Source organism: Vibrio sp. 2433-A1, assembly GCF_056726085.1.
In genome coordinates, this window is record NZ_JBRESC010000010.1 from 48493 (window position 1) to 61448 (window position 12956).

9 protein-coding genes are annotated in these 12956 nt (G+C 46.2%); 5 read left to right on the forward strand and 4 right to left on the reverse strand.

The genetic code is table 11. The features are described from left to right. Nucleotides 1–73 precede the first annotated feature (73 nt). Nucleotides 74–565, reverse strand: coding sequence for a nicotinamide-nucleotide amidase (pncC, locus tag ACU01J_RS11805; RefSeq protein ID WP_481085884.1), 492 nt, complete (start codon nucleotides 563–565; stop codon nucleotides 74–76). A 126-nt stretch (nucleotides 566–691) separates the two neighbouring features. On the opposite strand from pncC, the gene mutS reads away from it, so the two are divergent. Beyond that, entirely contained in the window at nucleotides 692–3229 is a 2538-nt protein-coding gene (mutS, locus tag ACU01J_RS11810) for a DNA mismatch repair protein MutS (RefSeq protein ID WP_481085975.1), read from the forward strand. An 82-nt stretch (nucleotides 3230–3311) separates the two neighbouring features. On the opposite strand, the gene lptG is transcribed toward mutS, so the two are convergent. Then, nucleotides 3312–4382, reverse strand: a complete 1071-nt coding sequence (lptG, locus tag ACU01J_RS11815) for an LPS export ABC transporter permease LptG (RefSeq protein WP_481085885.1) — start codon at nucleotides 4380–4382, stop codon at nucleotides 3312–3314. Between the two features lie 3 nt (nucleotides 4383–4385). Further along, nucleotides 4386–5492 carry an LPS export ABC transporter permease LptF gene (gene lptF, locus ACU01J_RS11820; RefSeq protein WP_481085886.1) on the reverse strand — a complete coding sequence of 369 codons (1107 nt, stop codon included), beginning with the start codon at nucleotides 5490–5492 and terminating at the stop codon, nucleotides 4386–4388. 191 nt (nucleotides 5493–5683) lie between these two features. On the opposite strand from lptF, the gene pepA reads away from it, so the two are divergent. The 4 genes from pepA to ACU01J_RS11840 all read left to right on the forward strand — a co-directional run bounded on the left by pepA (nucleotide 5684) and on the right by ACU01J_RS11840 (nucleotide 11973). Then, nucleotides 5684–7192, forward strand: a complete 1509-nt coding sequence (gene pepA / locus ACU01J_RS11825) for a leucyl aminopeptidase (protein WP_481085887.1) — start codon at nucleotides 5684–5686, stop codon at nucleotides 7190–7192. Nucleotides 7193–7261: 69 nt separating this feature from the next. Beyond that, a complete protein-coding gene (locus tag ACU01J_RS11830) occupies nucleotides 7262–7711 on the forward strand; it encodes a DNA polymerase III subunit chi (protein ID WP_481085888.1) in 450 nt (149 codons plus the stop codon). Nucleotides 7712–8229: 518 nt separating this feature from the next. Then, complete coding sequence (locus tag ACU01J_RS11835; RefSeq protein ID WP_481085889.1) at nucleotides 8230–11118, forward strand: valine--tRNA ligase; 2889 nt, start codon at nucleotides 8230–8232, stop codon at nucleotides 11116–11118. 123 nt (nucleotides 11119–11241) lie between these two features. Continuing rightward, entirely contained in the window at nucleotides 11242–11973 is a 732-nt protein-coding gene (locus tag ACU01J_RS11840; protein ID WP_481085890.1) for a substrate-binding periplasmic protein, read from the forward strand. Here ACU01J_RS11840 and ACU01J_RS11845 read toward each other — a convergent pair. Then, complete coding sequence (locus tag ACU01J_RS11845) at nucleotides 11970–12932, reverse strand: D-2-hydroxyacid dehydrogenase (protein WP_481085891.1); 963 nt, start codon at nucleotides 12930–12932, stop codon at nucleotides 11970–11972. The two genes, ACU01J_RS11840 and ACU01J_RS11845, sit on opposite strands and share 4 nt — an antisense overlap. Between the last annotated feature and the right edge of the window lie 24 nt (nucleotides 12933–12956).

A 12956-nucleotide genomic window follows, 5' to 3' on the forward strand; every position in this document is an offset into this window, starting at 1 on the left:
GCTATATGGTTTTTTTTTGCTTTTTAGTGATATATAACTGATTTTTAATAACTTAAAATTCACCAGTTAGTTTTTAATCTCGGCTAACCAGTTCTTCATACAGTACTGTCAGTGCACACTCTACCGCCTTACTTCGTACCTCTGCCCTATCGCCAGAGAAACAATACGTTGCTACTTTCTGCCAACCTTGTTTATCTGCCCAAGCAAAACAAACTGTACCGACAGGTTTTGCTTCGGTTCCACCTCCAGGGCCGGCAATACCACTAATCGAAACACCAATATTGGCATGCGAATGCTTCAAAGCGCCTTGCACCATTTCAACCACGGTTTGTTCACTCACTGCACCATGCTGTTCAAGGGTATCGTATTCGACACCAAGCATCTCCATCTTAGCTTCGTTGCTGTAAGTAATAAACGCGCGGTCAAACCAAGCGGAACTACCAGCGATGTCTGTAATTGCCGTAGCAACACCGCCACCAGTACAAGACTCAGCTGTCGTCATCACCAATTGGTGTTGCTCAAGTAAGTTTCCGAGTTGCTTTGCCTGATTTTGCTGTGATTCCATGTCCAAATCCCCTTTTGCATCTTTTCGCTCACTGGCTATTCACGTATCCTAAGCCGCAATAGAAATAAACGAAAGATTTTGCCTGTGAAAGCGTTACCTGAGAAAGAAAAGCAAAAACATACTCCCATGATGCAGCAGTACCTCAAGCTAAAAGCAGAGAACCCCGACATCATGTTGTTCTATCGCATGGGCGATTTCTACGAGCTTTTCTATGACGATGCCAAACGCGCCTCTCAATTACTCGATATTTCATTGACTAAGCGCGGCGCTTCTGCTGGTGAACCGATCCCGATGGCGGGTGTACCTTTCCACGCGGTTGAAGGTTATTTAGCAAAGCTGGTTCAGCTTGGTGAGTCGGTGGCGATTTGTGAACAAATTGGCGACCCAGCAACCAGCAAAGGACCCGTTGAACGCGCCGTGGTACGTATTGTCACTCCTGGTACCGTGACCGATGAAGCATTGCTATCAGAGCGTTTAGATAACCTGATCGCGGCGATTTATTACCATAACGGTAAATTTGGCTACGCAACACTAGATGTCACGTCTGGTCGCTTCCAACTTATGGAGCCAGAAACAGAAGAGGCGATGGCTGCAGAGCTACAACGTACTTCTCCACGCGAACTGCTGTTCCCAGAAGACTTTGAACCAGTGCACCTGATGTCTGCGCGCAAAGGTAATCGCCGGCGTCCAGTGTGGGAATTTGAACTCGATACTGCCAAGCAGCAGTTGAACCAACAGTTTGGTACTCGTGACCTTGTTGGTTTCGGCGTTGAAAATGCCAAACTTGGTTTGTGTGCTGCAGGCTGTTTGATCCAGTACGTTAAAGATACTCAACGTACCGCCCTCCCCCACATTCGTTCATTGACGTTTGATCGCCAAGATCATTCTGTCATTCTTGATGCCGCAACTCGCCGTAACCTTGAACTGACACAGAATCTCGCCGGCGGCACTGATAACACGCTAGCGGAAGTGCTCGATCATACAGCAACCGCAATGGGCAGCCGAATGCTAAAGCGTTGGCTACATCAACCTATGCGCGACATCGATACGCTTAATCACCGCCTTGATGCCATTTCAGAGCTGAAAGATGAAGCACTGTTTGGTGACTTACACCCAGTACTTAAGCAGATTGGTGATATTGAACGTATTCTGGCACGTTTGGCGCTGCGTAGTGCTCGCCCACGCGATATGGCTCGCCTGCGCTTTGCGATGCAGCAGTTACCAGAACTGTCTGAACTGATGGGCTCGCTCAACCACTCTTACTTAACCAAGTTAGCGCAATATGCCGCACCTATGAATGAGGTTTGTGAGCTATTAGAGCGCGCAATCAAAGACAACCCACCAGTCGTTATTCGTGATGGCGGCGTCATTGCTGAAGGCTACAATGCCGAATTAGATGAATGGCGTAAACTGGCTGACGGTGCTACTGAATACTTAGAGCAGATGGAGCAAGATGAACGTGAACGTCACGGCATCGACTCACTCAAGGTTGGCTACAACAATGTCCATGGTTTCTTTATTCAGGTCAGCCGCGGTCAAAGCCATTTAGTGCCACCACACTATGTACGCCGTCAGACGCTAAAGAACGCTGAGCGTTACATCATTCCTGAGCTTAAAGAGCACGAAGATAAAGTACTTAACTCTAAGTCAAAAGCACTCGCGCTAGAAAAGCAGCTGTGGGAAGAGCTGTTTGACATACTTCTGCCGCATCTGGAGCAACTGCAAAATCTAGCCTCTGCGGTTTCGCAAATTGATGTACTCCAGAACCTAGCCGAGCGCGCGGATAGCCTTGATTACTGTCGCCCTAACCTAACCAAAGAGCCGGGTATTCATATTCAAGCAGGTCGCCACCCTGTGGTTGAGCAAGTAATGGACGAGCCGTTTATCGCCAACCCAATAGACTTAAATCCACAGCGTAAGATGTTGATCATTACCGGTCCAAACATGGGCGGTAAGTCAACCTATATGCGTCAAACAGCACTTATCGCACTGATGGCTCATATTGGTTCATATGTCCCTGCGGAGTCAGCTCAGATTGGCTCAGTGGATCGTATATTCACTCGTATTGGCGCATCAGATGACTTAGCTTCAGGCCGTTCAACCTTTATGGTCGAAATGACAGAAACAGCCAATATTCTGCACAACGCAACGGCCAACAGCTTAGTGTTAATGGATGAGATCGGTCGTGGTACCAGTACTTATGATGGTTTATCGCTTGCTTGGGCGAGCGCTGAGTGGTTAGCCAAAGAGTTAGGTTCAATGACCTTGTTTGCTACTCACTACTTTGAGCTAACTGAGCTGCCAAATCAGATCCCACACTTAGCTAATGTTCACTTAGATGCGGTTGAGCACGGTGATAGCATTGCCTTTATGCATGCGGTCCAAGAAGGTGCGGCGAGCAAATCTTACGGTCTTGCAGTGGCCGGCTTAGCTGGTGTGCCAAAGAGCGTGATTAAGAATGCACGCGCTAAGTTGACTCAGCTTGAACAACTCGGTCAAAACGAAGTATCGTCTGCGCCAAGCAGCGCGGTGGATATTGCTAACCAATTAAGCCTGATTCCAGAGCCAAGTGAAGTGGAAGAAGCGCTAGCTAATATCGACCCAGATGATTTGACCCCACGTCAGGCACTGGAAGAGCTGTATCGTTTGAAGAAACTCCTTTAAGCACCCAGACGTAAGAAACCAAACTGCAAACTAAACAAAAACGGCAACCTAATTAGGCTGCCGTTTTTTATTGGATATCTTGCTACAGTTTTCGTCGCAACAAAATCAAGGCAATGGTTAAGAACACGATACTTGGCATCACCGCACCAAACACAGGTGGAATGTTATATACCAAACTTAACGGACCGAAGAACTCACTGGAGATATAGAAAGTAAAGCCTGCTATCACACCAGAAAGAATACGCGCCCCCATGGTCACGCTACGCAGTGGGCCGAAGATAAACGACAGAGCCATCAACATCATTACTGCGATAGAGAACGGCTGAGTCACTTTACGCCAAAACGCCAATTCATAACGAGATGGATCTAGCTCTGACGCTTTGAGATAGCTGACATAATTGTATAATCCACCTAATGACAGTTCTTCTGGTTTCACCGTCACAACTGCAAGCTTGTCCGGGGCTAGCGAGGTTGTCCAACTGTACTCAGGAAGGGTATGCTTGGAAATCTCAATTTCATCCCCCATTTCCGTTAACTGAACATCTTTCATCGTCCAAGTGTTGTCTGATACGTAATCGACTCGTTTAGCATACACCACACTCTCTAGATGCTTGTTCTCATCAAAGCGCCACATATTCAGACCATAAATAGTGTCACCTTCCACTTTACCGATAAAGATAAAGTCGTTGGCATCTCGCGCCCATACCCCTGTTCTAACGGATAACAGCGCGCCACCTGAGGTAGACATTGAACGTAGATCACGGGCGGCTTTTTGCGCTTGCGGTGCCCCCCATTGACCAAGTAGTGTTACCATAATCATTAGCGGAACCGCAGTTTTCAATACCGAAAGACCGATATCTAACTTAGAGAAACCTGCAGCCTGCATCACCACAAGTTCAGAACTTGACGCTAACATGCCTAGACCAATTAGAGCGCCTAATAGAGCCGCCATAGGAAAGAACATTTCGATATCACGCGGAATACTCAGTAGCACGAAAAATAGCGCCTGAAGTAAATCGTAACTCCCTTGACCCACTTTACGCAGCTGCTCAACGTATTTGATGATCGCAGACAGGCCAACAAAGGTCGCCAGAACTAAAGAAGTAGTGGCAATGATTGTCTTGCCGATATACAGATCGAGAATTTTAAACACGACTTACGCTGCCTTATTTTTTCTTTGTCTTAGTTTATCTTTAAAGCGGCGAACAGTAATACTGTCCATCGAGTTAATACCAATTGCGGTCAATAGCAGAGCTGCGTTGATTGGCCACATACCCACTATGGCCGGTATTGAACCATCTTCCAACGCCGACTTGGTCGCACTGATCGATAAGAAATACGCTAAGTAGATCAAAATCGCTGGTCCCATCTTGGCAAAACGTCCCTGACGAGGGTTAACAGCCGATAATGGCACCACCAACATCGTCAGCAGTGGAATACAAACCACCAATGAGATTCGCCACTGCAGCTCAGCTTGAGCGCGTGGATCAGGATTTTTCATCAGTTCCAGAGTCGGCAGAGCTTCCCAGTCTCGACCTTTACGTTTTACGTCTCGCTGACCGATAAGACCTTCATACTGGTCAAAATCTGTCACCATGTAGTCAACACGAGTTGGTACTCCCTCATAGCGAGTACCATCATACATACGAATCACTTGGCGACCGTCACTGAGTTCTTTCACTTCACCAGACTGTGAAAACGAGACACTCGGTAAAATGGAATCACGTGGTCGCATCTGAGCAACGAACACATGTTTAAGTTGTTTGCCATCGACATCATCGATAAACACCACCGAAGAACCATCTGGGGTACCTTGGAAATGGCCCTTCTTCAGCAGGTCTACGCTATTTTCAGCTTCCATTTCTTCTTGAAGCTGCACCAACTTATCTTGGCTGTATGGCGAAAAGTAGAACGAATTGAAGCCAGCAATTAAACCGGTAATCACCGCTAGGTATAGCGCAGCACGGATCAGGAATTTGTTACCAATCCCTGTCGCATTCATCACGGTAATTTCACTTTCCGCATACAAACGGCCAAATGTCAGCAAAATACCCAAGAATAAACTCAGCGGCAGCATCAATAATCCCATCGATGGCATGCTCAGTGCGACATAATGCATGACTAAACTTGCCGGGATATCACCATCTGAGGCATCAGCCAGCACTTGGATCAATTTTTGGCTGAGGAACACTAAAAAAAGGATAAAAAATATCGCTAATTGACTCTTCAGTGTCTCGCGGATCAAATATCTAACAATAATCACGCTGAAATTACCTACACAAAACTTGTTTTTTTAATTGAATCACTATAGTTTCCCGTTGAACCTTTTATTTTTAAATTTTTTGGCTAACTGTTAATACGCTTATTTAAAGATAGTTCCGAGTAAGGAATCAACAAGTAAGATGGCATTATCTAACATTTAGTTCTATTTGTCTTCAGGATGTAGGAGTACGCATGGAGTTCAGTGTAAAAAGTGGCAGTCCAGAGAAACAACGCAGCGCGTGTATCGTGGTAGGCGTGTTCGAGCCACGTCGCCTTTCTCCAGTTGCCGAGCAGCTAGATAAAATCAGTGACGGCTATATCAGCTCATTGCTTCGTCGCGGTGATCTGGAAGGTAAACCGGGGCAAATGCTCCTGCTTCATCAAGTACCAGGAGTGCTATCTGAGCGCGTTCTGCTCGTCGGTTGCGGCAAAGAACGTGAGCTAGGCGAGCGCCAGTACAAAGAAATTATTCAAAAGACCATCAACACACTTAACGAGACAGGGTCGATGGAAGCAGTATGTTTCCTAACTGAACTGCACGTTAAGGGCCGCGACACATACTGGAAAGTACGTCAGGCAGTTGAAGCGACTAAAGACGGCCTTTACACTTTTGATCAATTCAAGAGTCAAAAACCTGAGACACGTCGTCCACTACGCAAGCTTGTATTCAACGTACCAACACGTCGTGAGCTAAACCTTGGCGAGAAAGCGATCGCACACGGTCTTGCCATCTCTTCTGGTGTAAAAGCATCGAAAGACCTTGGCAACATGCCGCCAAACATCGCTAACCCTGCTTACCTAGCTTCTCAAGCACGTCGCCTAGCGGATGACTACGAGACAGTGACAACTAAGATCATTGGTGAGCAAGAGATGGAAAAACTAGGTATGACTTCATACCTAGCAGTAGGTCGTGGCTCTAAAAACGAATCTATGATGTCTATCATGGAGTACAAGGGCAACCCAGATCCAGAAGCAAAACCAATTGTACTGGTTGGTAAAGGTCTAACCTTCGATTCAGGCGGTATTTCACTTAAGCCAGGCGAAGGCATGGATGAGATGAAGTACGACATGTGCGGGGCAGCATCGGTATTCGGTACAATGAAAGCGCTAGCTAAGCTGAACCTACCAATCAATGTTATTGGTGTTCTAGCAGGCTGCGAAAACATGCCAGGCAGCAACGCTTACCGTCCAGGTGACATTCTAACTACCATGTCAGGTCAAACAGTTGAAGTGCTAAACACTGATGCTGAGGGCCGTCTAGTACTGTGTGATGCGCTGACTTACGTTGAGCGCTTTGAACCTGAGTGTGTAGTTGATGTAGCAACGCTAACGGGGGCTTGTGTTATCGCACTAGGCCACCACATTAGCGGCGTTATCTCAAACCATAATCCTCTATCTCACGAACTGGTTAACGCTTCTGAGCAAGCAAGCGACCGTGCATGGCGTCTACCGATGGCAGACGAGTACCACGAGCAGCTGAAGAGCCCGTTTGCCGATATGGCAAACATCGGCGGCCGCCCGGGCGGTACTATCACTGCGGGTTGTTTCCTATCTAAGTTTGCTAAGAAATACCACTGGGCGCACGTTGACATCGCAGGTACTGCGTGGAAGTCAGGCGCTGCAAAAGGCTCTACAGGCCGTCCAGTCTCAATGCTTGTCCAATTCTTGCTTAACCGCAGTGGCCAAGACGCAGAGGAATAATCCTCACATTGTTTAAAAGGGCCGTAAGGCCCTTTTTTGTATCTCTCGATTAAGTAGACTGAGACAAGCATGGCAAACGCGACGTTTTACATTATCACTCCCGATTCTCCTCAGGCGAAAGCTGAAGGGTTTGGTGAATATGTACTATTTCTTGCTAGGCACTTTGCCAAACAAAACGCTAAGGTTTACCTCAACTGCCATGACAAGGCTCATGCCGAACAGATTGCTGAATTGTTCTGGCAAGTCGATGCCAAAGAGTTTATCGCCCATAATCTCGTTGGCGAAGGGCCGAAATATGCAACCAACATTGAAATCGGCTACCAAGGCGTAAGGCCTTCTTGGAATAGACAATTAGTAATAAATTTGGCGGAAAATGATACAACCTTTGCGAACAAGTTTGCTGAGGTGGTAGACTTCGTCCCTTGCGAAGAAAAAGCCAAGCAACTGGCGCGAGAAAGATATAAAATCTACCGCCAAGCGGGCTATCAGCTACAAACGATCGAGATCGTACATAGATAGGGTCTGCTGACCTTTCGAGCTGATTTTTGCAGCTATTTGTGGAAAATTTCTATTTCTTTACAAACAAGAGCAGGCAGAGGCTTTGAAATGTAGCTTGCCTACATGAAAAGCCGATAACGCAGTAGAAATGAACCACAAACGCTGCCCGAAGGGTTCGGCTAAAATCGTTTTATGCTTTGTTAAGGGGTATTTACTTAGAATGACTAGGCTACACACCCCTTGCCGCGCCTATAACGATTTTATCTCGAACAAAATTTAACCGCGAAAGGTCAACAGGCCCTAGCAACAAAATATGCAACCGGTCAATCCTTATAGTTAAGCTCTCCATTTAGAGAGTTCACTTATAAAGATTGACTCAGATTTACCATCAACCAGATAAGATTTTCTCTAAATAGTTGGGCTTAGAGCAAGGCAACAATAGAGCAAATCTCTATGAATATACATTGAGTATTTGATTAGGGTTTGTGAATGCCGTTAACGCCGCTATCAGACCAAATATGACGAGAAAAAAGGCGACTATGGAAAAGACATATAACCCAACTTCAATCGAACAAGCTTTATACCAAGCTTGGGAAGAGAAAGGCTACTTCAAGCCACACGGTGACACGACTAAAGAAGCTTACAGCATCATGATCCCGCCACCGAACGTCACTGGTAGCCTGCACATGGGCCACGCGTTCCAAGATACGATCATGGATACTCTAATCCGTGCTGAGCGTATGAAGGGTAAAAACACTCTTTGGCAAGTAGGTACTGACCACGCTGGTATCGCAACTCAGATGGTTGTTGAGCGTAAGATCGCTGCAGAAGAAGGCAAAACTAAACACGATTACGGTCGTGATGCTTTCATCGACAAAATCTGGGAATGGAAAAACGAATCTGGCGGCACTATCACTAAGCAGCTTCGTCGCCTTGGTGCATCTGTAGACTGGGACCGTGAGCGTTTCACGATGGATGATGGTCTGTCTAATGCAGTTCAAGAAGTATTCGTTCGCCTATACGAAGAAGACCTAATCTACCGCGGTAAGCGTCTAGTAAACTGGGATCCTAAACTGCACACTGCAATTTCTGATCTTGAAGTTGAAAACAAAGACAAAAAAGGCCACATGTGGCACTTCCGCTACCCGCTAGCAAATGGCGTGAAGACAGCAGAAGGTAAAGACTACATTGTTGTTGCGACAACTCGTCCAGAAACCATGCTTGGTGATACTGGTGTTGCTGTAAACCCAGAAGATCCACGTTACAAAGATCTTATCGGTAAAGAGATCCTACTTCCTATCGTTAACCGTCTTATCCCTATCGTAGGTGATGATCACGCAGATATGGAAAAAGGTACAGGTTGTGTGAAGATCACGCCTGCGCACGATTTCAATGACTACGAAGTTGGTAAGCGTCACCAACTGCCAATGATCAACATCCTAACGTTCAATGCTGATATCCGTGATGCGGCTGAAGTCTTCACTACTAACGGTGAAGTAAGCGATGTTTACTCTACTGAGCTACCAGCTAAATACCACGGTATGGAACGTTTCGCTGCTCGTAAAGCGATCGTTGCTGAGTTTGAAGAACTAGGTCTTCTTGATGAAATCAAAGATCACGACCTAACGGTACCTTACGGTGACCGTGGTGGCGTGGTTATCGAACCAATGCTAACTGACCAATGGTACGTACGTGCTGCACCTCTTGCAGAGCCTGCTGTTAAAGCGGTTGAAGATGGTGAGATTCAATTCGTTCCTAAGCAGTACGAAAACATGTACTTCTCTTGGATGCGCGACATTCAAGACTGGTGTATCTCTCGTCAGCTTTGGTGGGGTCACCGTATCCCAGCATGGTACGACAACGACGGCAACGTATATGTAGGTCGTACTGAAGAAGAAGTACGTGCAAACAACAACCTTGCACCTGTTGTTGTTCTGCGCCAAGACGACGACGTACTTGATACATGGTTCTCTTCTGCACTATGGACGTTCGGTACTCAAGGCTGGCCAGAACAAACTGAAGACCTGAAGACATTCCACCCTTCAGACGTTCTAGTAACTGGTTTCGACATCATCTTCTTCTGGGTTGCGCGTATGATCATGATGACCATGCACTTCAACAAAGATGAAAATGGTAAAGCGCAAGTACCATTCAAGACAGTTTACGTGACGGGCCTAATCCGTGACGAAAACGGCGACAAGATGTCTAAGTCTAAAGGTAACGTACTTGACCCTATCGACATGATCGATGGTATCGACCTTGAATCTCTAGTAGAGAAGCGTTGTGGCAACATGATGCAACCTCAGTTAGCGAAGAAGATCGAAAAGAACACGCGTAAGACTTTCGAAAACGGTATCGAACCATACGGTACTGACGCCCTACGTTTCACTCTTGCTGCAATGGCTTCTACTGGCCGTGACATCAACTGGGATATGAAGCGTCTTGAAGGTTACCGTAACTTCTGTAACAAGCTATGGAACGCGAGCCGTTACGTATTGATGAACACAGAAGAGCACGATTGTGGCATGTCACTATCAGCTGAAGACCGTGCAAACATGGAATTCTCTCTAGCAGATAAGTGGATTGAATCTCAGTTTGAACTAGCAGCGAAAGAGTTTAACGCTCACCTAGACAACTACCGTCTAGACATGGCAGCAAACACGCTTTACGAATTCATCTGGAACCAATTCTGTGACTGGTACCTAGAGCTAACTAAACCAGTTCTATGGAAAGGTACAGAAGCTCAGCAACAGGCGACTCGCTACATGCTGATCACTGTGCTAGAGAAGACGCTACGTCTTGCTCACCCAGTGCTTCCTTACATCACTGAGTCTATCTGGCAGAGCGTTATACCGCTGATTGACGGTGTTGAAGGCCCTGATTCTGAAGAAAGAACCATCATGCTTCAAGCGCTTCCTCAGTTTAACGAAGAGAACTTCAACGCTGAGATCGTAGAAGACATCGAGTGGGTTAAGACTTTCATCACGGCTATCCGTAACCTACGTGCTGAGTACGACATTGCACCTAGCAAAGGTCTAGAAGTAATGATCAAAGTTGCTAACGAGAAAGACGCAGCGCGTATCGAAGCGAACAAGGTCGTTCTGAATTCTCTTGCTAAACTAGATAGCCTAACTGTTCTTACTGATGGCGCTGACACTCCAGCATGTGCGACTAAGCTAGTGGGTCAATCTGAACTGATGATCCCAATGGCGGGTCTTATCGACAAAGACGCTGAGCTTGCTCGTCTTGATAAAGAAGTGCAGAAAACGCACGGCGAAATCAAGCGCATCGAAGGTAAGCTAGGTAACGAAGGTTTCGTTGCTAAGGCGCCTGAAGCGGTTATCGCGAAAGAACGTGAGAAGTTAGTTGGCTACCAAGAGACACTAGCCAAGCTTGAAGAGCAAAAAGCAACAATTGCTGCGCTGTAATCTTCGCATCAAGTAACAACAAAAAAGCTGGTCACTCGACCAGCTTTTTTTATGCCTATAGACTAATATTTTATCCTGTCCTTCTTATACGGCTAAACTATGGATAGATAAAGGTAAAGGACTATGACTAAACACCTTAAAGCAATTAGCATGCTTTTCCTGCTAATCTCCACCAGTTGCTTTGCAGTAACAGATGACAAGGTTATCCGTATTGCAGCTGGTGAATGGCCGCCATTTATTGGCCAACAACTCGAAGGCTTTGGCCACGTGGGGCAAACCATTGAGAAGGTATTTGCTGCTCAAGGCTATAAAGTTGAGTTTCATTTCTTTCCGTGGAAACGCGCCTATAAAAAGGCTAGTGAAGGTGAATTCGTCGCAACGGCAGTATGGATGTACGCTGAAGAGCGTGAGGAATTTTTCTGGTTCAGCGATCCTGTCGCGCAAGAAAAATTTGTCTTTTTCCACCTTAGAGATACGCCCTTTGAATGGACAAACCTCGCAGACCTCAAAGGAAAACTGCTTGGGGGAGGTTTAGGTTATAGCTATGGCGAAGAGCTCGATACCCTACTAGAAAGTGGGCAGGTAGAAATCAATCGGGTCGAAAACCCACTCAAAGCCTTTCAACTACTAAAATACCGCCGTGTTGAACTAGTACCAGAAGAGAAACACATTGGAATGTTTGCACTTAACAAACTTCCAATAGAGACTCAATCGCTCATCACCTTTCACCCTAAAGCGTTTTTATCTAACGACAGCTATTTATTGTTCTCAAAAGCTCACCCACAAGCTAAAGAGTTAATGGCTATCTTCAACCAAGAACTTGCAAAGCTTAAAGCAAGTGAACCACTGAACTAAACGACACGATTTTGCTCTCTTCCTTCAACAAACGCGGCAATGTTATCGATGAGGATATTCGCCAGATTTTGAATCGACGAATCGCTGCCCCAAGCAATATGAGGGGTAAGTAACAAGTTAGGTAGATGCATGTTGGCAATGAGAGAGTTACTTTCATCGGCTGGCTCATCAGTGAAGACATCAAACCCTGCGCCCCGAATAACTCCCTCTTTTAAAGCATCAATCAAAGCTTCTTCATCAACTAAACCACCACGGCCTGTATTGATGATGATACTACTTGGCTTCATTGAACAAAGCTCTTGGCGTCCGATCAAATGACGAGTTTGTTCGTTAAGAGGACAATGCAATGTCACCACATCACTAGTAGCCAAAACTTGCTCAAATGGCACATAGCCCTCTCGACACTGCTCTGCCTCTTTACGCTCAGCAAACAATACCTGCATGCCCAACGCTTTTGCTAAAGCTGCCGTTGCTTGGCCGAGTGCGCCGCTACCAATCACGCCTAGCGTTGAACCTGCTGTATCACTAATCGGGTGAGTAAAGAAACAAAACTGCTTGTTGCGCTGCCACTCTCCGGCGGCGATATCGTTGTGATAGCCTTTTAAGTTGCGTTTAAGCGCAAACATCATCGCAACCACATGCTCAGGTACCGACTGAGTGGCGTAACCTTGAACGTTCGCCACAGCAATACCCTGCTCCTGACAGCATTGAACATCGACGTTATTAAACCCAGTTGCAGCAATAGCGATCATTTTTAGCTTAGGTAACTGACTTAAGACATCACGATCTAAAACCACTTTATTGGTGATGACGATATGCGCGTCTTGCAAGCGTTCAACAATTTGATCGGGAGATGTGAGATCGTATTCGAGCCATTGATGAACAAATGGCAATTGAGGTAATTCGATCTGTAGGGGGATCGTAGATCGATCGAGAAAAACAACCGTTGGCAGCGACATAACTTCTCCTTGTACTGCCAGCAG

Excerpts from the sequence above, each read along its gene's own strand:
- ACU01J_RS11830 (WP_481085888.1), top strand. The coding sequence starts at position 7,262 with ATGGCAAACGCGACGTTTTACATTATCACTCCCGATTCTCCTCAGGCG.
- mutS (WP_481085975.1), top strand. The coding sequence starts at position 692 with ATGATGCAGCAGTACCTCAAGCTAAAAGCAGAGAACCCCGACATCATG.
- ACU01J_RS11835 (WP_481085889.1), top strand. The coding sequence starts at position 8,230 with ATGGAAAAGACATATAACCCAACTTCAATCGAACAAGCTTTATACCAA.
- ACU01J_RS11840 (WP_481085890.1), top strand. The coding sequence starts at position 11,242 with ATGACTAAACACCTTAAAGCAATTAGCATGCTTTTCCTGCTAATCTCC.
- ACU01J_RS11845 (WP_481085891.1), bottom strand. The coding sequence starts at position 12,932 with ATGTCGCTGCCAACGGTTGTTTTTCTCGATCGATCTACGATCCCCCTA.
- pncC (WP_481085884.1), bottom strand. The coding sequence starts at position 565 with ATGGAATCACAGCAAAATCAGGCAAAGCAACTCGGAAACTTACTTGAG.
- pepA (WP_481085887.1), top strand. The coding sequence starts at position 5,684 with ATGGAGTTCAGTGTAAAAAGTGGCAGTCCAGAGAAACAACGCAGCGCG.